Here is a 20,509-nt window from a genome sequence, read left to right as displayed (position 1 = left end):
GACCTGGGTCATGTTTTTCTTCTGCGCTGCGGGGCGGCAGAGCCCCGTCTCTTGATCATACGGGGATGCAGCATTGCGCCTTGAAAGCCGCCTGTTCGCCTTTGCGCGCATAGCCCAGGGGGTTGGCCACCACGCGGCACTGCCAGGGGGTGCCGTCGCCGTGAAAACCTTGCACCGTGTAGTCGCTCGGGGCGTGCAGATGGCCGTGCAGCCACAGCTGCGCGTGGGGCAACAAGCTGTCCAGGGCGTTGCAGAACCCCGCAGTGCCGGGCACCAGTCCGTAGCGTGGATCGGCACTGCGCAGGCTGGGTGCAAAGTGGGTTACGGCCACCGTGGGGCCCTCAAAAGGCACCGCAAGTGCTTGCACCAGCCACTGCTGGCAGACCAGTGCGTGGTCGCGCATGGCTTCGGCCAGAAAGGGCTCTGCGTGGCGGGTGCCGCCCGTCTTGCGCAGGTAGAAGTTCGCTGCGCGAAAGGCCTTGTCGCGCAGTTTCAGCCGCCTGCCAAGGTCGGTGCTGCCTTCATGGTCTGCGAGTGCATCGAAATCGCTCCAGAGTGTGGTGCCCACGAAGCGCACACCTTGAAGCTCGACGGTCTCGCGCTCCAGCCAGGTGATTCCCAGGCGGTCACAGGTGCGGCGCAGCCGCTCGTGGGCAGCGTCGAAATCCTGTGCATCGTATTCGTGGTTGCCGGGCACAAAAAGCACGGGGGTGGGCCAGCCTGCGCCCCCGGGCAATGGTGAAAACCGGGCCAGGCCAAAGTCTTCGTCGCCCAGCTGCGAGCCTTCCTGGTAGGAACCCACGTCGCCGGCAAGCACCAGCACATCGGCGCCAGGAGCCGGTTCGGGGACGAAGTGGGGATGCGCCTCAAGGTGCAGATCGGACAAAAGCTGGATATTCATGCTGGGCGCAGTCTACGGGTTCAGGCTGGGCGCCTCACTCCTCGGGGAAAGTCCGGCGCGCCGAGCGCGCCAGGGCGTGCAGCAGCCAGGTCATCGCGGCCTGCTGAGGCCCGCGCCGGCGCCAGAGTGCGTCCACATGCACGGGCGGCACGTCCAGCGGCAGGGCCCGCTGCACCAGCGCGTCGGCAATGCCGGTCACGGGAACAAAGTGGCGGGGCAGCACGGTCAGCAGGTCCGAGCCTGACACCACGCGCCCGGCGGTGAAGAACTGGTTGACCGTGATCACCACTTTGCGCTCGCGGCCCAGGGATGCCAGGGCCTCGTCGATGAAGCCAAAGGGGCGCCCTGAGAAGCTCACGAGCATGTGGCGTGCGGCGCAATAGGTGTCCAGCGTCAGGGGCGCATCGGCCAGAGGGTGGCCTTGCCGCATCACGCACACGTATTCGCCGTCGTACAGGCGGCGGCTCTCAAAGGCCACTGCGCCCCCGGATTGCGCGCGGGCGGTCAGGTCCGCCAGCACCGCAGGGAAGTAGCCCACCGCCATGTCGGCCGCCTCTTCGTCCAGCAGGCGCCGGGGGTCGCGCGTGGTCAGGGGCAATACCCGGATCGAAATGCCGGGAGCCTCCCGCTCGATGATTTCGACCAAGGCCGGTACCAGGGTGGCGGCCGTGGCATCGGCCATGGCCAGCACAAAGGTGGATTCGGCCGTAGCGGGCTCAAAGTGTCCCGGCGCCAGGGATTCCTGCAGGTGGGCCAGGGCTTCGCGCACAGGGGGCCACAGGGCCAGCGCACGCGCAGTGGGCTCCACGCCCTGGCCGCTGCGGACCACCAACTCATCCCCCAGCACATCGCGCAGGCGCCGCATGGCGTTGCTCACGGCAGGCTGGGTGACGGACAGCTTGTGCGCTGCGCGTGTGAGGCTGCGCTCGGCCATGACCTCGTCAAAAACACGCAGCAGGTTCAGGTCCAAGGAGCGGAAGTTCAAGGGCGTCATGGTCAATTCATCATCATTATGAATATCAATGATTCAAAATATAAACTTGAACATGCAAAGGGTAAACCCTAATATCACCCCATCGCCCGGCAATCTCGCCACAAGCGTTAGAAAAGGGAAACCGAAATGACCAGCTTTGCACACGTTGAGTACCCCACCGAACACCCCGGCGTTGTCCGCGCCGAAAACGCCGCTGCCGCCCTCAAGAGCGTAGCCGCCAACTTTGATGGCGCCCGTGGCGCTGCCACCCTTCTGCTCGCGGCCGTGGTATCGGCCTTGCTGGTAGTGGCCAACCAGGTCATCGACACCTGGAGCGAAGGCCACCTGCTCGCGGCTTGGATGGTGCTGTGGCTGGTCGCGTTTGCGGCCCTGGCTTTGCTGACCGCCCCCGCACGCCGTGCCGGTGCTGCCCTCCGTGTGGCCGCCCTCGGCTGGGCCGAAGCCCGCCGCCGCGCTGCGGATGACGAGCGTACCTGGCAAGTTGCTGTGAAGGACCCCCGCATCATGGCCGAACTGAACCACGCCATGGGCATTGCCACCGTGGAAGACATCCGCAAGTACTACTGAGAAGATGATGCACGGTCCACCGTGCAGTGATCGGATTTTTTGAAGCCGTGGCGAGTGTTCGCCACGGCTTTTTTCATGGCCGCGGGACAGATCGCGCTGATCCAGTATCCGCATCCACAAGCGCAAAAAAACCGCCCCTCCTTTTCAGAAGGGGCGGTTGTCAGGACTGAGAAGATCCGGGAATCAGCTTGCCAGGCGCTTTTCGAGCGCAGCCTTGGTGGCGAGCAAAGCCGGGGGCAGGTGGTAAGCCAGCTGCTCAAAGTGGGCATCGTGCAGCTTGAACTCATCGGCCCAGGCTGCCTTGTCGATGCTGGTCACGGCAGCAAACTGCTGGGTATTGAAATCCAGCCCCGTCCAGTTGATTTCGGCGTACTGCGGAGCCACGCCGAACATGGTTTCCTGGCCGGCGGCCTGGCCTTCGATGCGGTCGATCATCCACTTGAGCACGCGCATGTTGTCGCCATAACCCGGCCAGACGAACTTGCCGGCTTCGTCCTTGCGGAACCAGTTTACGCAGAACACCTTGGGCAGCGCCTTGCCGGTGGCGGCGATTTGGCCTTCCATGTTCAGCCAGTGCTGGAAGTAGTCGCTCATGTTGTAGCCGCAGAACGGCAGCATGGCGAAGGGGTCGCGGCGCACCACGCCTTGGGCGCCAAAGGCGGCAGCGGTGGTTTCAGAGCCCATGGTGGCAGCCATGTACACGCCTTCCGTCCAGGTGCGGGCTTCGGTCACCAGCGGCACGGTGGTGGAGCGGCGGCCGCCGAAGATGAAGGCATCAATTGGCACGCCATTGGCATCGTCCCACTGGGGGTCGAGCGCAGGGTTGTTGGTGGCAGCCACCGTGAAGCGCGAGTTGGGATGCGCGGCCTTGGCGCCGGTTTCCTTGGCGATCTGGGGCGTCCAGTCCTTGCCTTGCCAGTCGATCAGGTGGTCCGGCAGCTTGCCGGTGTCCTTTTCCATGCCTTCCCACCACACGTCGCCGTCGTCCGTCAGGGCCACGTTGGTGAAGATCACGTCCTTGTCCAGGCTGCGCATGCAGTTGGGGTTGGTGTGCATGTTGGTGCCGGGAGCCACGCCGAAGTAGCCGGCCTCAGGGTTGATGGCGTACATCTTGCCATCGGCATGGGGCTTGATCCAGGCGATATCGTCACCGATGGTGGTGACCTTCCAGCCAGCAAAGCCCGCCTCGGGAGGCACCAGCATCGAGAAGTTGGTCTTGCCGCAGGCGCTGGGGAAGGCCGCTGCCACGTGGTACTTCTTGCCGGCGGGGTTGGTCACACCCAGGATGAGCATGTGCTCGGCCAGCCAGCCCTGATCGCGGCCCATGGTGGAAGCGATGCGCAGAGCCAGGCACTTCTTGCCCAGCAGCGCGTTGCCACCGTAGCCCGAGCCGTAGGACCAGATCTCGCGTGTTTCGGGGTAGTGCACGATGTACTTGACCTTGGGGTTGCAAGGCCAGCTGGTCGTGTCCTTCTCGCCGTCGGCCAGGGGCGCGCCCACCGTGTGCATGCAAGGCACGAACTCGCCTTCCACGCCCAGCACGTCGTACACGGCCTTGCCCATGCGGGTCATCAGGCGCTGGTTCACGGCCACATAGGCGCTGTCTGTGAGTTCCACGCCGATGTGGGCGATGTGGCTGCCCAGCGGGCCCATGCTGAAGGGCACCACGTACATGGTGCGGCCCTTCATGCAGCCGTCAAACAGGGGCTGCAGCGTGGCGCGCATTTCGGCGGGAGCCATCCAGTTGTTGGTGGGGCCAGCGTCTTCCTTGGCGGCCGAGCAGATGTAGGTGCGGTCTTCCACGCGGGCCACGTCCGATGGATCGGACCAGGCCAGGAAGCTGCCAGGGCGCTTGGCGGGGTTGAGCTTCTTGAAGGTGCCGGCATCGACCAGCTGCTGGCACAGGCGGTCGTACTCTTCCTTGGAGCCATCGCACCAGTAAATGGTGTCGGGTTTGCACAGGGCGGCCATGTCGGCCACCCAGGCAAGCAGCCGGGCGTTTTTGACGTAAGCGGGGGCGTTGAGGTTCAGGCCCTGCATCGTGGGTGCGTTCATCGGGGAGCTTCCTAAGTTGAAAAACGTTTTTTCAAAGGAAGCGGACCGGGCGGGTCACGGCGAGGCCTGGCGCAGTTGCGGTGCTGAGCGCTGCCTTTGAAAAAACGGCTTTCGTGCTCAGTCGGCGGGCGGGAGCGTGTGTCAGCCCCACGGGTGGAGGCTAGTTCCACGGATTCCGCGGGTCGGCTGGGATGTCAATTTTATGAACCTGCCGCCCTTTTGTCTGTCAGACAGGGGTCAAAACCATGCAAAAAAAACATGAGGTTATGCATGGCTGTGTCCGCTCCCTCGCCTCAAACGCTGGCCGAACCGCCCTTCCACCGTTCGTAGCCGCTCCTGCGCAGCGCGCAGGCCGGGCACGTGCCACAGCCGTATCCCCAGGCATGCAGCGTGTCGCGCACACCGTGGTAGCAGGTGTGCGAGTCGTTCACGATCAGATCGACCAGCGCTTGTCCGCCCAGGGACCGGGCCAGTTCCCAGGTCTCGGCCTTGTCCAGCCACATCAGCGGGGTGTCGAAGGTGAAACGCTGGCCCATGCCCAGGGACACGGCCACCTGAAGGGCCTTGAGCGTGTCGTCACGGCAGTCGGGGTAGCCCGAAAAATCGGTTTCGCACATGCCGCCCACCAGGGTGTGCAGGCCACGCCGGTAGCCCACGGCGGCAGCCAGCTGGAAGAACAGCAGGTTGCGCCCCGGCACAAAGGTGTTGGGCAGGCCGGCAGCGGTCATCTGGATTTCGGTGTCGCTGGTCAGCGCCGTGTCACTGATGTGGCCCAGCACCGCCAGGTCGAGCATGTGGTCTTCCCCCAGCTTGGCCGCCCAGTGCGGGAACTGTGCACGCAGCGAGGACAGCACCGTCTGGCGTGCCTGCAGCTCGATGTGGTGGCGCTGGCCGTAGTCAAAGCCGATGGTTTCCACGTGGGCAAAGTTTTCCAGCGCCCAGGCCAGGCAGGTCGTGGAGTCCTGACCGCCGGAAAATAAAACGAGTGCGTGTCCGGGTCTCATGGGGTTCTCCAGGTCAGACGGGATAAGGGGGTGGTGCAGGACGAAAAAAAGCCCCGCGCTGCGGGGCTGTGGGTGACGGCCGCAGAAGCGTTCAGGCCATCGTCACGGCAATAAAGGCCAGTAGGAACATCATGATGCCACCCACCACAGGCAGCACCACGGGGACCAGGTGAACCACGTTTTCCACGGGGTCGTTCGATGGTGTTGCGGGGGCGTGCGAGGTGTTGTGGTCGGACATGGTGGGCTCCAGATGCTTAAAACTTGCGCAATTCTAGCTGCGACTGTCCCTTCAGGGCGCAAAACCCTGCTTCTCCTCAGATCAGATCGGCCTGCATGCCCGCCGTACGCAACTGCCCCAGCACCTCATCCACATGGGTCTTGCCCCGGGTTTGCAGCACCAGTTCGATCTCCACGTTCTGCGCGGCCAGCATGGTGAAGGCGCGCTGGTGGTGCACCTCCTCGATGTTGGCACCCGCGTCGGCCACGGTGGCGGTGATGCGCGCCAGCACGCCGGGCACATCGCGCGCGCTGACCTTGATGCGCGCCAGGCGTCCCGAGCGCACCATGCCGCGTTCGATGATCGCCGCCAGCAGCAGCGGGTCGATGTTGCCACCGCACAGCACCAGGCCTACGCGCTTGCCCTTGAAGCGCTCGGGGTAGCGCACCAGCGCAGCCAGGCCCGCAGCACCAGCGCCCTCGACCAGGGTCTTTTCGATCTCCAGCAGCATCAGCACTGCCTGCTCGATGTCGCCCTCGTCCACCAGCACCAGATCGTCCACCAGGCGCTTGACGATCTCCTGCGTGATCTTGCCCGGCGTGCCCACGGCAATGCCCTCGGCGATGGTGGATGTGCCCTGTGGATGGCTTGTTCCTTTGACGGCATTCACCATGGCCGGGAAGCGCATGGTCTGCACGCCGATGACCTCGATGCCTGGCTTGAGTGCCTTGGCCGCCGTGGCCACGCCCGAGATCAGCCCGCCGCCGCCCACGGCGATCACCAGGGTGTCCAGGTCGGGCACGGCTTGCAGCATCTCCAGGCCCAGCGTGCCCTGGCCAGCGGCCACGCCTTCATCGTCATACGGGTGCACAAAGGTCAAGCCCTGCGCATCGGCCAGTGCGTAGGCGTGGGCGCGGGCTTCTTCCAGCGTGTCGCCATGCAGCACCACCTCGGCGCCAAAACCGCGCGTGCGCTCCACTTTCACGCCGGGGGTAAAACGCGGCATCACGATCACGGCGCGCAGGCCCAGTCGCTGCGCGTGGTAGGCCACGCCCTGCGCATGGTTGCCCGCACTCATGGCCACCACGCCGCGTGCGCGCTCAGCGTCCGTCAGCAGCGTGAGCCGGTTGCAGGCGCCGCGTTCCTTGAACGAGGCGGTGAATTGCAGGTTCTCGAACTTGAGAAACACCTGCGCGCCCACGATTTGCGAAAGCGTTTTGGATTCAACGCACGGAGTGTCCAGCACGTGGCCTTGTAGGCGGGTGGCGGCATCACGGATGTCTTGAAGGGTCAGCATGGGCCGATTGTGGCGCAGCGGCGTTCGCAGGGGTCCGATGATGTGTGATTTGGCGCCAAATTGGCCGCTAGCGCTTATCTGGAAAGCGCTAGGCGCTATCATTTTTGAATTCGCTTGGGGCGGCTCACAAAACTGAGCGCAGCGGCCCTGGCCAGGCCTTCCGTCGCAGGCAGTACCAGCGGTACGACAAGACGGAACAACGACGCCAGGGGAGTTTGTGAATCGCTCCTATTTGATGCCCAGCCTGCGCGCCAGCTTGTGCAGGTTGCTCGCGTCCACCTCCAGCGCACGCGCGGCCTGGGCCCAGTTGCCCTGGTGGCGGGCCAGGGCCTGCTTGATGGCGAGCCGCTGGCAGGCATCCACGGCGTCGCGCAGCGGGCCTTCGGCGGTGGTGGGGGTGGGCGGCGTGGTGGCCACAGCGGGGGCACCGGCGTCCAGGGGGGCGTGGGCCACGCTGGCGGCGTCGGCGTCCAGGTCGAGCAGCGCGGGCTCCAGCGTCACGATGTCGGCGCGGCTCACGCCCCGGCTCAGGGCCTTGAGGGCGGCGCGGCTGACCACGTGCTCCAGCTCGCGGATGTTGCCCGGCCAGGGGTAGCGGCGCAGTGCATCCTGCGCGCTGGCCGACAGCCGCAGGCTGCGCAGGCCCAGGCGGGCACGGTTCAGTTCCAGAAAGCGGCCTGCCAGCAGCAGCACATCGTTGCCCCGTTCGCGCAGCGGCGGGATGGGCACGGGGTACACCGACAGCCGGTGGTACAGGTCGGCGCGGAACGCGCCATCGCGCACCTGCTCGCGCAGGTTGCGGTTGGTGGCGGCGATCACGCGCACGTCCACGCGGCGCGGTCGGTCGGCGCCCAGGCGCTGGATCTCGCCGTTCTGCAGCGTGCGCAGCAGCTTGGCCTGCACGGCCAATGGCAGCTCGCCCACCTCGTCGAGGAACAGCGTGCCGCCCTCGGCCGCCTCGAAGCGCCCCGGCCGGTCGGCCACCGCGCCCGAGAACGCGCCGCGCACATGGCCAAACAGCTCGCTCTCGGCCAGCGACTCCGGCAGCGCCGCGCAGTTCACGTGCACCAGCGGGCGGGTAGCGCGCGTGGACTGGCGGTGCAGCAGGCGTGCAAACAGCTCCTTGCCCACACCAGTTTCGCCCAGCAACAACACGGGCAGGTCCGAGCCCGCCACCACCTCCAGCTCGTGCAGCAGGCGCAGCAGGGGCTCGCTCTGGCCGACGATCTCCATGTCGCCATCGCCCGCGCGGGTGGCGCGCTCGTCGTCAGCGCTGCGGGTGTGGGGGGCGCTGCGCAGCGCCTGCACCTCGCGCTCCAGCCGCGAGATGCGCACGGCCGCCTCCACCAGCACCTTGCAGTCGGCCAGCGCGGCGCGTGCGGCGTCGCCGAAGGTGCCGGTCTGCAGTGCGTCCAGCGTCAGCACGCCCCAGGGCTGGCCGTCCACCAACAGGCTCACGCCCATGCAGTCGTGCACGGGCAGGGGCTCGCCCACCAGGGTGTCGAGCAGGCCGTCGTAGGGGTCGGGCAGGGTGCTGTCGTGGTCGAAGCAGGTCACCTCGCGCCGCGCCAGGATGGCCGCGAGCCGGGGGTGCTGGCTGACCACAAAGCGTCGGCCCAGCGCCTCGCGCACCAGGCCCTCCACGGCCACGGGGCGCAGGTGGTCTTCTTCCAGCTGCAGCAGGGCCACGGCGCCGCAGTGAAAGCGGGTGCGCAGGTGGTCCACCAGCCGCTGCAGGCGCACGGCCTGGGGCAGATCGGTGGCCAGGTCGGCCAGCAGGGGGCGGTGGTCCATGGTGATATTTACCTTCAATGGGTGAATTAAACCCCATTTGAGAAGGGTCAAAAAAACCATGACCGGTGTAAGTGGTTGATTTGATGGGCCTGCAGCCCTGGCCCGGCGCTTGCGATGTGGGCAGTGACACCGATTCACTCGTTCCGAAAAGCCATGACCACAAGACCCCGACCCCATGCCGCCAGCGCACGCTGGCGCCGCCCCTTCATTGTTGTTCTGTCGAAGCAGGAGGCCCGCCATGGGTAACTACCGCAAGCTCTGGTTCACGCTGATCGGCGTGCTCATCGTCACTTTCAGCCTGCTGGGCTACTACGGCGCCGAGGTCTACCGCACCGCGCCGCCCATCCCCGCGAAGATCGCCACGGCCGGAGGCGAAGTTCTCTACACCCACGACAGCATCCTCGACGGACAGACCGCCTGGCAGTCGGTGGGCGGCATGCAGCTGGGTTCCATCTGGGGCCACGGCGCCTACCAGGCGCCCGACTGGACGGCCGACTGGCTGCACCGCGAGCTGCTCAACTGGCTTGACGTCGCCGCCGAGCGTGCGCACGGCAAGCCCTTTGCCGAGCTCGACGCCGCCGCCCAGGCCGTGCTGCGCGACCGCATGAAGGCCGAGTACCGCACCAACACCTACAGCCCCGAGACGGGTGTGGCCACGGTGTCCTCGGTGCGGGCCGACGCGATCGCGATGACCGCGCTGTACTACGACCAGCTTTTCAGCGACGTGCCCGCGCTGCACAAGACCCGCGAGCACTTCGCCATGAAGGAGAACACCCTGCCCAGCGCCGAGCGGCGCGCGCAGATGACGGGTTTCTTCTTCTGGACGGCCTGGGCCGCCGCCACCGAGCGTCCCGGCACCACGGCCACCTACACCAACAACTGGCCGCACGAGCCACTCATAGGTAACAAGCCCACGGCCGAGAACATGGTCTGGTCGGTGATGAGCGTGGTCGTGATGATGGCGGGCGTGGGCTTCCTCGTGTGGGGCTGGGCCTTCCTGCGCAAGCACGACGAGGTGGAGCCGACACCACCCCAGCACGACCCGCTCTCGCGCGTGCCGCTCACGCCCTCCCAGCGCGGGCTGGGCAAATACCTGTTCCTCATCGTGGCGCTGTTCAGCTTCCAGGTGCTGCTAGGCGGCTTCACGGCCCACTACACGGTGGAAGGCCAGCAGTTCTACGGCATCAACGTGTCGCAGTGGTTCCCGTATTCGCTGGTGCGCACCTGGCACATCCAGAGCGCGCTGTTCTGGATCGCCACGGGCTTCCTGGCGGCGGGGCTGTTCCTCGCGCCGCTCATCAACGGTGGCAAGGACCCGGCTTACCAGAAGCTCGGTGTGGACATCCTGTTCTGGGCGCTGGTCGTGGTGGTGGTGGGCTCGTTCACGGGCAACTACCTGGCCATCGCGCAGATCATGCCGCCCGAGTGGAACTTCTGGCTGGGCCACCAGGGCTATGAGTACGTGGACCTGGGCCGCCTGTGGCAGATCGGCAAGTTCACCGGCATCGCCTTCTGGCTGGTGCTCATGCTGCGCGGCATCGTGCCGGCGCTGCGCACCACCGGCGGCGACAAGAACCTGCTGGCGCTGCTGACGGCGTCGGTGGTGGCCATCGGCCTGTTCTACGGCGCGGGTTTCTTCTACGGCGAACGCACCCACCTGTCGGTGATGGAGTACTGGCGTTGGTGGGTGGTGCACCTGTGGGTCGAGGGCTTCTTTGAAGTGTTCGCCACCACGGCGCTGGCCTTCATCTTCTCGACGCTCGGCCTCGTGTCGCCACGCATGGCCACGGCCGCCAGCCTGGCCTCGGCCTCGCTCTTCATGCTGGGCGGCGTGCCCGGCACTTTCCACCACCTGTACTTCAGCGGCACCACCACGCCGGTGATGGCCGTGGGCGCATCGTTCAGCGCGCTGGAAGTGGTGCCCCTGGTGGTGCTGGGCCATGAGGCCTGGGAACACTGGCGCCTGCAGCACCGCGCGAAGTGGATGGCCAACCTCAAGTGGCCCCTCATGTGCTTCGTGGCCGTGGCCTTCTGGAACATGCTGGGCGCGGGCGTCTTCGGCTTCATGATCAACCCGCCGATTGCGCTGTATTACCTGCAGGGACTCAACACCACGCCGGTGCATGCCCACGCTGCGCTGTTCGGTGTGTATGGCTTCCTGGCGCTGGGCTTCACGCTACTGGTGCTGCGCTACATCCGCCCGCAATTGGTGTTCAGCGAGCGGCTCATGAAGACGGGCTTCTGGTGGCTCAACGCCGGCCTGGTGCTGATGATTGCCACCAGCCTGCTGCCCATCGGGCTGTTCCAGTTCCACGCCAGCGTGAGCGAAGGCCTGTGGTACGCCCGGGGCGAAGCCTTCATGCAGCAGCCCTTCATGCAGACCCTGCGCTGGGTGCGCACCTTTGGCGACGTGGTCTTCATCGTCGGCGCGCTGGCCATGGCCTGGCAGGTGGTGAGCGGGCTGTTCGGCTCGCGCGCCCCGGCGCAAGCGGGCCCCTACCTGGCACAGGCCCGTCGCTGAAATGCACTGTGCGAGGCGGCTGCCACAAGCGGCCACCGCGCTCACACACCGTTTGCCCACAAGGACTGACCATGAACCTCGACAAATTCAAACACCAGCACACCGACATCCTGCGCAGCATCGCCACCTTGCGCGCCCTGGCCCAGGCGGGCGTGGAGGCCAATGCCAGCGCCATCGCGCAGGGCATCGTGGCGATGAGCGGCACCATCAAGCTGCACCTGGCCGTGGAAGACCAGGTGCTGTACCCCGCACTGCAGCGCGGCGGCAACGCCGAACTGGCGCGCCTGGGCCGCCAGTACCAAAGCGAGATGGCATCGATCGCCAGCGCCTACGACGCGTTTGCGCGCCGCTGGAACACCGCCGAGGGCGTGCGCCGCGATGCCCAGGGCTTTCGCAACGAGGCCAACGTGGTGCTGCGCCGTGTGTTCGAGCGCATGCAGCGCGAGGACCATGACTTCTATCCGCGCATCGAGGAGGAAGAAACCACCGCCTGCCATTGAGCCGCAACCTCCTGCACCCCACTGCATGCCTGCGCATGCACCTCTGATCCATCGGTAGGGCCTGACGGCACCTTCCTTTCTGCCGGCCCCTGTGCCGGCATTTTTTTACCCCTGCTTACCGCCCCGATTGTGTTGAATCAAACTACCTATAGTGTTTGGTGGGTATCGTGGACACCATAGGTAGTGTTTTTAACCCGTTCCACAGATTGGTCGAACCCATGGCGTCCACCCTTGCCACCTTGCCCCGCGAAGTCGTTTTGCGCAGCGGCCAGCGCGTTCCGTTTGATGCCGAACGCATCCGCGCCGCGCTGGCCAGCGCCGGGCAGGCCTCGGGTGAATACGGCGCCGACGAAGCAGCGTTGCTCACCGCCCAGGTCACCAAGGTGCTCATCCACCGCTTCCATGGCGAGGCACCCACCATCGAGCAGATCCAGGACGTGGCCGAGCAGACGCTGATCGCCTCCAACCACCTGGCCACCGCGCGCGCCTACATCGTCTACCGCGAGCAGCACGCCCAGCTCCGCGCCGACCGGCAGACGCTGGTCGACGTCGAAAGCTCCATCAACGAATACCTCACGCGCGCCGACTGGCGGGTGAACGCCAACGCCAACCAGGGCTACTCGCTGGGCGGGCTGATCCTCAACGTGGCGGGCAAGGTCACGGCCAACTACTGGTTGTCGCACGTCTACACGCCCGAGATCGGCGAGGCGCACAGAAGCGGCGACCTCCACATCCACGACCTCGACATGCTCAGCGGCTACTGCGCGGGCTGGTCGCTGCGCACGCTGCTGCACGAGGGGCTCAACGGCGTGCCGGGCAAGGTGGAGGCGGGGCCGCCCAAGCACATGAGTTCGGCCGTGGGGCAGATCGTGAACTTCCTGGGCACGCTGCAGAACGAGTGGGCGGGCGCGCAGGCGTTCTCGTCGTTCGACACCTACATGGCGCCCTTTGTGCGCATCGATGCCATGGACTACGCCGCCGTGCGCCAGTGCATCCAGGAGCTGGTCTACAACCTCAACGTGCCCTCGCGCTGGGGCACGCAGACGCCGTTCACCAACCTCACGTTTGACTGGACCTGCCCCGAGGACCTGCGCGAGCAGGTGCCGGTGATCGCGGGCCAGGAGATGCCCTTCGCCTACGGCGAGCTGCAGACCGAGATGGACCTCATCAACCGCGCCTACATCGACGTGATGACCACGGGTGACGCCAAGGGCCGGGTCTTCACCTTCCCCATCCCCACGTACAACATCACCAAAGATTTTCCGTGGGAGAGCGAGAACGCGCAGCTGCTGTTCGAGATGACGGCCAAGTACGGCCTGCCGTACTTCCAGAACTTCATCAACTCCGAGCTGGAGCCCAACATGGTGCGCTCCATGTGCTGCCGCCTGCAGCTGGATTTGCGTGAATTGCTCAAGCGTGGCAACGGCCTGTTCGGCAGCGCCGAGCAGACGGGCAGCCTAGGCGTGGTGACGATCAACTGCGCGCGGCTGGGCTACCTGCATGCGGGTGATGAAGCGGGCCTGCTAGCCGCGCTCGACCGCCTGATGGAGCTGGGCAAGCAAAGCCTGGAGACCAAGCGCAAGCTGATTCAGCGGTTGATGGACCAGGGCCTGTTCCCCTACACCAAGCGCTACCTGGGCACCTTGCGCAACCACTTTTCCACGCTGGGCGTGAACGGCATCAATGAGATGGTGCGCAACTTCACGGCGGACCAGCACGACATCACCAGCGAATGTGGCCATGCGTTTGCCGTGCGCCTGCTCGACCACGTGCGCGAGCGCATGGCGCAGTTTCAGGAAGAAACCGGCCACCTCTACAACCTGGAGGCCACGCCCGCCGAAGGCACCACCTACCGCTTCGCCAAGGAAGACAAGAAGCGCTGGCCCGCCATCCTGCAGGCGGGCACATCCGAGCAGCCTTACTACACCAACTCGTCGCAACTGCCCGTGGGCTTCACCGACGACCCGTTCGAGGCCCTGATGCGGCAAGAGGCGCTGCAATCCAAGTACACCGGCGGCACCGTGCTGCACCTGTACATGGGCGAGCGCGTTTCCAGCGGTGCGGCCTGCCGCGAGCTGGTGCGGCGCGCGCTGACGAACTTCCGCCTGCCCTACATCACCGTCACGCCCACGTTCTCCATCTGTCCCACACACGGCTACCTGGCGGGCGAACACCCGTTCTGCCCGCGCTGCGACGAAGAGCGGCTGGACGCCAAGCGGCGGCGCCTGGCCGCCTAGATTTTGAGCAAAAAGTGGCCCTGGCGCTGGATGGTCAAGCGCAAGCAGCTATCAAAACAGAAGCAAACCATTTCTTCCACCCCCGAAAGGACCCCGGCATGAGCCATTTCTCCGCCACCGAACACACCGCCATCTCCAGTGCCGCCGTGCAGCTCACCGACGACGAGCGCCAGCCCTGCGAGGTCTGGACCCGCGTGATGGGCTACCACCGACCCGTGGCCAGCTTCAACACGGGCAAGCAGGGCGAGCACGCCGAGCGCCGTTTCTTTTCAGAGCAGACGCGTGGTGGAATCAACGCCTGCTGAGGCGCCGCCAGCCCCGGCGCTGCGGCTGGGCGGCATGACGCCGCTCACCACCATCGACTTCCCCGGCCGCCTCGCGGCCGTTTTGTATTGCCAGGGTTGCCCCTGGCGTTGCGGCTATTGCCACAACCCCGAACTGCTCGATGCCACCCAACCGCCCTCGCTGCCGTGGGCGCAGGCGCTGGCGTTTCTGGAAAGCCGGCGCGGCCTGCTGGATGGCGTGGTTTTCTCGGGCGGCGAGCCCACGCTGCAGGCGGGCCTGGGCGAGGCATTGACCGCAGTGCGCAGCCTGGGCCTGCAGCGCGCGCTGCACACCGGCGGCATGTACCCCGAGCGGCTCGCGGCACTGCTGCCGCAGCTGGACTGGGTGGGTCTGGACATCAAGGCCCTGCCGCAGCGCTACAACGCCATCACCGCCACGCCCGGCAGCGGTGCGCGCGCCTGGGCCGGGCTGGAGGTGCTTCTGGCCTATGGCACCGACCACGAATGCCGCACCACCTGGCACGCGGGCCTGTTTGGTGTGGATGAGTTGCTGGACTTGGCCCAGGCCCTGGCCGCGCGCGGCGTGCGCCGCTGGGCGCTGCAGGAATGCCGCGCACCTGGCGCACCGGCCTGGGCGCTGACCACGGCGCACCAGCAGCAATTGGCCGCGTGGTTCCCCTCCTTCACGCTGCGCCGGGCCTGAGCGGGCGGGGCTCCGGGTTTGTCCGGCACGTCGCGCAGATTTGTTGCGCTTCTAAGTCGAAAACAGAAGGAACCTGCGAACTTGCGCTAGGAGCCGCTGGGTTTGATGCGCATCAGAGCCGCCTCGGACGCGCCGCGTGGATCATCCGCCACCGCCGCACAACGGCACCACCTGCAAGGAACACGCCCATGACCCCCCTCGGCCTTCAACTGCTGCACGCGCTCAAGCACCACGGCGCGCGCGAGATCTTCGGCATCCCTGGTGACTTCATCCTCCCCCTGTTCAAGCAGATCGAGGAGAGCGGCATCCTGCCGCTGGTCACGCTCAGCCACGAGCCCTCGCTGGGCTTTGCCGCCGATGCCGCCGCGCGCATGCACTGCGGCCTGGGCGTGGTGGCCGTCACCTACGGCGCGGGCGCGCTCAACGTGGTCAACGCCGTGGCGGGGGCCTATGCCGAGCGCTCGCCGCTGGTGGTGCTGGCCGGCTGCCCCGGCGAGGTCGAGGCGCACTCGGGCCTGGTGCTGCACCACCAGGTGCGCCATGTCGATTCGCAATGGCGGATCTTCCGCGAGATCACCTGCGACCAGGTGCGCCTGTCCGACCCTGCCACCGCGCCCGCCGAGCTGGCCCGCGTGCTGCGCAGCTGCCGCGAATACTCGCAGCCCGTGCTCATCGAGGTGCCGCGCGACATGACGCTGCACCCCATGGCCGAGGTGCCCCTGCTGCCGCCCAGCACCTTCAATGAAGCCGCCGTGGCCGAGTGCGCCGACGAATGGATGGCCCGCATCCAGGCAGCCCAGCGCCCCGTGCTGGTGGTGGACGTGGAGGTGCGCCGCTTTGGCCTGGAGGCCCGCGTGGCCGAGCTGGCGCGGCGCCTGCAGCTGCCGGTGCTCACCACCTTCATGGGCCGGGGGCTGCTGGCGGAGGAGGGCGTGCACTCCGGCGTACAGCTGCACGGCACCTACCTGGGCGTGGCGGGCGCGCCCGAGACCAGCGCGCTGCTCGACGACTCCGACCTGCCCGTGATGCTGGGTGCCATCCTGTCGGACAGCAACTTTGGTGTGAGCGCCCAGCGCATGGACTTTCGCCGCGCGCTCATCGCCGCGCACCGCGAGGTGCGCGTGGGCCACCACCTGTACCCGAACATCCCCCTGGCCGCGCTGGTGGAAGCGCTGCTGGCCCGCGCCCCGGCCGCAGGCGCCAAGCCGCCGCGCGCCCTGCCGCCCCCGCCCACTTGCCCCGAGGGCCTGGTGGCCGACGATGCGCCCGTGTGTGCGGCCGACCTCTCCCGCGCGCTCAACGACCGCATCCGCGCGCACGGCCCCATGAACATCGTCGCGGACATTGGCGACTGCCTGTTTGCTGCGATGGAGCTGCTGCCCACCCCGCTGGTGGCGCCGGGCTACTACGCCTCCATGGGCTTCGGCGTGCCGGCCGGCATCGGTGCGCAGGTGGCCACGGGCCAGCGCAGCCTGATCCTGGTGGGCGACGGCGCCTTTCAAATGACGGGCTGGGAGCTGGGCAACTGCCCGCGCCTGGGGCTGGACCCCATCGCCATCGTGCTCAACAACCAGACCTGGGAAATGATCCGCGCCTTCCAGACCGAATCGCGCTGCGCCGCCCTGGGCGACTGGCACCTGGCCCAGGCCGCCGATGCGCTGGGCGGGCGCGGCCACCGGGTGCACACGCGGGCGCAGTTCAAGTCGGCACTCGATGCCGCGTTTGCCGAGCGCGGTCGCTTTCAGCTCATCGAGCTGATGGTGCCACCGGGCGACAGCACGCCCACGCTGCGGCGGTTTTCGGAAGGCATCCGGGCGCTGCGGGCGCGGGCAGCGTCGGCCGCCTGAGCGCGAAGGATCTGTTCACGTAGGCCCGCACGCATCGCATCGCGGGGCAGCAAAGCGCGGCAGCGGGGCTACCCCGCGCGCACCACGCGCAGCACGTCTGCCCCGTAGGCCTCCAGCTTTTTCGCCCCCATCCCGCTGATGCCCTGCAAGTCGTCGAGCGTGCCGGGGTTGCGCTCGGCAATCGCGGCCAAAGTGGCGTCGTGAAAGATCACATACGCAGGCAGGTTGTGCTCGCGTGCCACCTCGGCGCGCCAGGCCTTGAGGTTGATGAAACGCACCTGCGCATCGGGGCCAAGATTGGCGGCCGCGGCGGGCGGCGCGCTGCCCGTGCCCTTGCGGGTGCGCGTGCGTTTGGCCGGTGCGGACGACACCGACTCGCGCAGCTGCACCGGCACCTCGCCCTTGAGCACCGCGCGCGAGCCTTCGGTGAGGCACAGCGTGTCAAAGCTGTGGCCGCTGTCCAGCATCACCTTCTGCAGGCCTAACGCGCCGGTGGCGATCAGCTGGCGCAGCACGCCGCGCAGCTGGGGCTCGGTCAGGTCCGCGCCGATGCCGAAGGTGGAGATTTTTTCGTGCCCGAACTGCGCGACCTTCTCGGTCTTCTTGCCGCGCAGGATGTCCATAATGTGCCCCGTGCCAAAGCTGATGCCGCTGGCCTGGTTCACGCGGTAGATGGTGGAGAGCAGCTTGCGTGCCGCATCCGTGGCGTCCCACACCGCCGGTGGGTTCAGGCAGTTGTCGCAGTTGCCGCAGGGTGTGGACTGCTCCCCAAAGTACGCCAGCAGCCGCACGCGGCGGCAGTCGGTGGCCTCGGCCAGGGCCAGCAGTGCATCGAGCTTGCCACGCAGCGCCTGCTTGAACTCCTCGCCCGCCGGGCTTTCGTCGATCATGCGGCGCTGGTTGACCACGTCGTTCAGGCCATACGCCATCCAGGCATCGGCGTTCAGCCCGTCGCGACCCGCGCGGCCCGTTTCCTGGTAGTAGCCTTCGATGTTCTTGGGCATGTCCACATGGGCCACAAAACGCACATCAGGCTTGTCGATGCCCATGCCGAACGCGATGGTGGCCACCATCACGATGCCTTCCTCGCGCAGGAAGCGATCCTGGTTCTTCTGACGCACTTTCGTGTCCAGACCCGCGTGGTAGGGCAGGGCGGTGATGCCCGCGTCGCTCAGCGTGGTGGCCAGCTCTTCCACGCGCTTGCGCGACTGGCAATACACCACGCCCGCCTCGCCCGCATGCTCGCGCTCGATGAAGCGCAGCAGCTGCGTGGTGACGTCCTTCTTTTCCTCAATGCGGTAGCGGATGTTGGGCCGGTCAAAGCTGCTGATGAACAGCCGTGCATCCTGCAGCTGCAGCCGCTCGACGATGTCTTCGCGCGTGAGCGCATCGGCCGTTGCGGTGAGCGCAATGCGCGGTACTTGCGGGTAACGCTCGTGCAGCAGCGTGAGCGCGCGGTATTCGGGGCGGAAATCGTGGCCCCACTGGCTGACGCAGTGCGCTTCGTCGATGGCGAACAGGCTCAGGTGGCCGCCGCTGTACAGGCTGTCGAGCAGGCCCAGGAAACGGGGCGTGTTCAGCCGCTCGGGCGCGGCATACAGCAGCGTGAGGTCGCCGGTCTGCAGGCGCAGCTCCACGTCCTGGGTCTCGTCGTAGCTCAGCGTCGAGTTCAGGAACGCCGCATCCACCCCCGCCTCGTGCAGCGCGCCCACCTGGTCGTGCATCAGCGCGATCAGCGGCGAAATCACGATGGTCACCCCGCGCCCCTGCTGCTGGCGCACGATGGCCGGCACCTGGTAGCACAGCGACTTGCCTCCGCCTGTGGGCATCAGCACCAGCGCGTCGCCGCCGCCAATCACATGCTCGACGATCGCTTGCTGCGGGCCGCGGAACTGTTCGTAGCCGAAGACATCCTGCAAGACAGACTGGGCAGGGGACAACACGGAAGACGGGCGAGACACCAAGCGAATACTCTGAAAATGAGAGCGCCCCACGCTGGACCCACCTGCGCTGGACGCCAATAAAGCCAAAAATTTGTGTGCGGGCCCGTGCTACGAACCGTGCGATGCAAGGCCCATATTGTGCGCTGCGGGCCTGCGCCGCTGGTTGGGGGTCAGCGCAGCGCGCGGACAGCGCTTTCGATCACCTCAGGCGGGATGGCGGCAAAGCCCAGCCGCCATCCCGCGATGGGAGGCGCTGCATGGTAGAGCTCGCTGAGGCTGGGGGTTGCAATGCCGCGCGCCAGCGCGCGGCGCGTTTGCTGCTGCTCGCTGCCCTCGGTCAGCCGCACGGCCATCTGCAGCCCGCCCCGGCTGTCCAGTGGCTCGGCCCACGGCAGGTGGGTGTGCAGCGCCTGCAGCAGGGCGTCGCGCCGGCTGCGGTAGAGCTGGCGCATCAGCCGCAGGTGGGCCGCAAAGTGGCCCTGGTCCATGAAGTCGGCCGCCACCGCCTGCATGGGCTGCGAAGGGTGGCCGTCGTAGATGGTGCGGGCGGTCACCAGGGGCTTTACCAGCGGTTCGGGCAGCACCATGTAGGCCAGCCGCACCGAAGGAAACAAGGACTTCGAGAACGTGCCGATGTAGAGCACGCGACCGTGCGCGTCGAGGCCCTGCAAGGCGGGCGTGGGCTGGTGGTCGTAGAGGAATTCGCTGTCGTAGTCGTCCTCGATCAGCCAGGCCCCCGTGGCCTGTGCGTGGTCGATGAAGGCCAGGCGGCGCTGCAGGGACATGGCGCGCCCGGTGGGGAACTGGTGCGATGGCGTGAGGTAGATCAGGCGTGGCGGCGTCTGGGTGGGCACCAGCTGGGCGCCTTCGCCGTCCAGCCGCATGTCCACCACCTGGGCCCCGCTGGCGTGGAACGCGGTGCGCGCGCCTGCGTAGCCCGGGTCCTCCATCCAGACGGTATCGCCTTCGTCCAGCAGCGTCGCGGCCAGCAGCTGCAGGGCCTGTTGCGAGCTGGTCAGCACCAGCACCTGGCCCGCATGGCAACGCACGCCGCGCGACTGCGCGAGGTAGCGCGCGATGGCCTCGCGCAGTGCGGGCAGGCCTTGGGGGTCACCGTAGAACAGCAGGGGCCCGGCGTCCTGGCGCAGGCGGCGCTGCATCAGCTGGCGCCACAGATCGACCGGGAAGGCCCCCAGGTCCGGGCTGCCCGCCACGAACGCGCGGGCGCGGTCGGGCTCGGCGCAACCGCCGGTATCGACCATGCGCTGCCCGCGCCGAGACAGCGCGGGCAGTGCCGCCGCCGGGGCCATACGGCCCGCCCGGGACCGCGCCGCCCCGGCACGCTGCATGTCGATGGCCACGAAGCTGCCCTGGCCGACATGCCGGTGCAGGTAGCCCTCGGTTTCCAGCTGGGCGTAGGCCGCCTCCACCGTGACCCGTGAAAGACCCAGGTCGCGCGCCAGATCGCGGGTGGAGGGCAGGCGTTCGCCCAATACGGCCTGGCCGGTGCGCACGGCCTCGCGCAGCGCCGCGCACAGGCGCTCGCGGCGGCCGCCTCCGTGGGTGTCCTCCAGCAGCGTGAGCAACAGCCGTGGTTTCATCGGTAATTGGTCTTATTTGTGACGAAGGATTGGCATTATCAATC

Annotated in this window: 16 protein-coding genes; 7 read left to right on the top strand and 9 right to left on the bottom strand. The window is 67.0% G+C overall.

Annotated elements, in window-relative coordinates:
- Positions 1 to 55: 55 nt before the first annotated feature.
- On the bottom strand, positions 56 to 901 hold the full coding sequence (locus C8C93_RS19275) for a metallophosphoesterase (RefSeq protein WP_121507952.1): 846 nt from the start codon (positions 899 to 901) through the stop codon (positions 56 to 58).
- A gap of 34 nt (positions 902 to 935) precedes the next feature.
- Entirely contained in the window at positions 936 to 1,895 is a 960-nt protein-coding gene (locus C8C93_RS19270; protein WP_055397236.1) for a LysR family transcriptional regulator, read from the bottom strand.
- 126 nt (positions 1,896 to 2,021) lie between these two features.
- Here C8C93_RS19270 and C8C93_RS19265 point away from each other — a divergent pair, with 126 nt between their 5' ends.
- A complete protein-coding gene (locus C8C93_RS19265; RefSeq protein ID WP_055397233.1) occupies positions 2,022 to 2,462 on the top strand; it encodes a hypothetical protein in 441 nt (146 codons plus the stop codon).
- 183 nt (positions 2,463 to 2,645) lie between these two features.
- Here C8C93_RS19265 and C8C93_RS19260 read toward each other — a convergent pair whose 3' ends face one another.
- The 5 genes from C8C93_RS19260 to norR form a co-directional block, all read right to left on the bottom strand.
- Positions 2,646 to 4,517, bottom strand: a complete 1,872-nt coding sequence (locus tag C8C93_RS19260; protein WP_121507951.1) for a phosphoenolpyruvate carboxykinase (GTP) — start codon at positions 4,515 to 4,517, stop codon at positions 2,646 to 2,648.
- A 293-nt stretch (positions 4,518 to 4,810) separates the two neighbouring features.
- The gene (gene queC, locus C8C93_RS19255; RefSeq protein ID WP_121507950.1) at positions 4,811 to 5,521 is read right to left on the bottom strand and encodes a 7-cyano-7-deazaguanine synthase QueC; all 711 of its coding nucleotides are present in this window, start codon (positions 5,519 to 5,521) and stop codon (positions 4,811 to 4,813) included.
- 91 nt (positions 5,522 to 5,612) lie between these two features.
- A complete protein-coding gene (locus C8C93_RS25265) occupies positions 5,613 to 5,759 on the bottom strand; it encodes a hypothetical protein (RefSeq protein ID WP_199727054.1) in 147 nt (48 codons plus the stop codon).
- Positions 5,760 to 5,835: 76 nt separating this feature from the next.
- Complete coding sequence (locus C8C93_RS19250) at positions 5,836 to 7,035, bottom strand: threonine ammonia-lyase (RefSeq protein ID WP_121507949.1); 1,200 nt, start codon at positions 7,033 to 7,035, stop codon at positions 5,836 to 5,838.
- Between the two features lie 228 nt (positions 7,036 to 7,263).
- Positions 7,264 to 8,829: a nitric oxide reductase transcriptional regulator NorR gene (gene norR, locus C8C93_RS19245; RefSeq protein ID WP_121507948.1), complete on the bottom strand. Its 1,566-nt coding sequence runs from the start codon at positions 8,827 to 8,829 to the stop codon at positions 7,264 to 7,266.
- A gap of 238 nt (positions 8,830 to 9,067) precedes the next feature.
- On the opposite strand from norR, the gene C8C93_RS19240 reads away from it, so the two are divergent.
- The 6 genes from C8C93_RS19240 to ipdC all read left to right on the top strand — a co-directional run bounded on the left by C8C93_RS19240 (position 9,068) and on the right by ipdC (position 16,921).
- Positions 9,068 to 11,350 (top strand): nitric-oxide reductase large subunit, encoded by a 2,283-nt coding sequence (locus C8C93_RS19240; protein WP_121507947.1) that lies wholly within the window; start codon positions 9,068 to 9,070, stop codon positions 11,348 to 11,350.
- Between the two features lie 71 nt (positions 11,351 to 11,421).
- Entirely contained in the window at positions 11,422 to 11,850 is a 429-nt protein-coding gene (locus tag C8C93_RS19235; RefSeq protein ID WP_121507946.1) for a hemerythrin domain-containing protein, read from the top strand.
- A 218-nt stretch (positions 11,851 to 12,068) separates the two neighbouring features.
- A complete protein-coding gene (locus tag C8C93_RS19230; RefSeq protein WP_121507945.1) occupies positions 12,069 to 14,087 on the top strand; it encodes a ribonucleoside triphosphate reductase in 2,019 nt (672 codons plus the stop codon).
- Between the two features lie 98 nt (positions 14,088 to 14,185).
- Positions 14,186 to 14,392: an anaerobic ribonucleoside-triphosphate reductase gene (nrdD, locus tag C8C93_RS19225; RefSeq protein ID WP_121508880.1), complete on the top strand. Its 207-nt coding sequence runs from the start codon at positions 14,186 to 14,188 to the stop codon at positions 14,390 to 14,392.
- Between the two features lie 34 nt (positions 14,393 to 14,426).
- On the top strand, positions 14,427 to 15,074 hold the full coding sequence (locus tag C8C93_RS19220; protein ID WP_121508879.1) for an anaerobic ribonucleoside-triphosphate reductase activating protein: 648 nt from the start codon (positions 14,427 to 14,429) through the stop codon (positions 15,072 to 15,074).
- A 188-nt stretch (positions 15,075 to 15,262) separates the two neighbouring features.
- Positions 15,263 to 16,921, top strand: a complete 1,659-nt coding sequence (gene ipdC / locus C8C93_RS19215) for an indolepyruvate/phenylpyruvate decarboxylase (protein ID WP_121507944.1) — start codon at positions 15,263 to 15,265, stop codon at positions 16,919 to 16,921.
- Positions 16,922 to 16,989: 68 nt separating this feature from the next.
- Here the strand turns inward: ipdC and recQ are convergent, their stop codons facing one another.
- Together recQ and C8C93_RS19205 are read right to left on the bottom strand one after the other, a co-directional pair.
- Entirely contained in the window at positions 16,990 to 18,861 is a 1,872-nt protein-coding gene (recQ, locus tag C8C93_RS19210) for a DNA helicase RecQ (protein WP_121507943.1), read from the bottom strand.
- Between the two features lie 173 nt (positions 18,862 to 19,034).
- A complete protein-coding gene (locus C8C93_RS19205; RefSeq protein ID WP_121507942.1) occupies positions 19,035 to 20,465 on the bottom strand; it encodes a PLP-dependent aminotransferase family protein in 1,431 nt (476 codons plus the stop codon).
- Between the last annotated feature and the right edge of the window lie 44 nt (positions 20,466 to 20,509).

Source organism: Acidovorax sp. 93 (genome assembly GCF_003633835.1).
In the GTDB taxonomy this organism is placed as follows: domain Bacteria; phylum Pseudomonadota; class Gammaproteobacteria; order Burkholderiales; family Burkholderiaceae_C; genus Acidovorax; species Acidovorax facilis.
The sequence above is the reverse complement of the archived record's forward strand: the minus strand, read 5'-3'. Positions and strand labels throughout refer to the sequence as shown.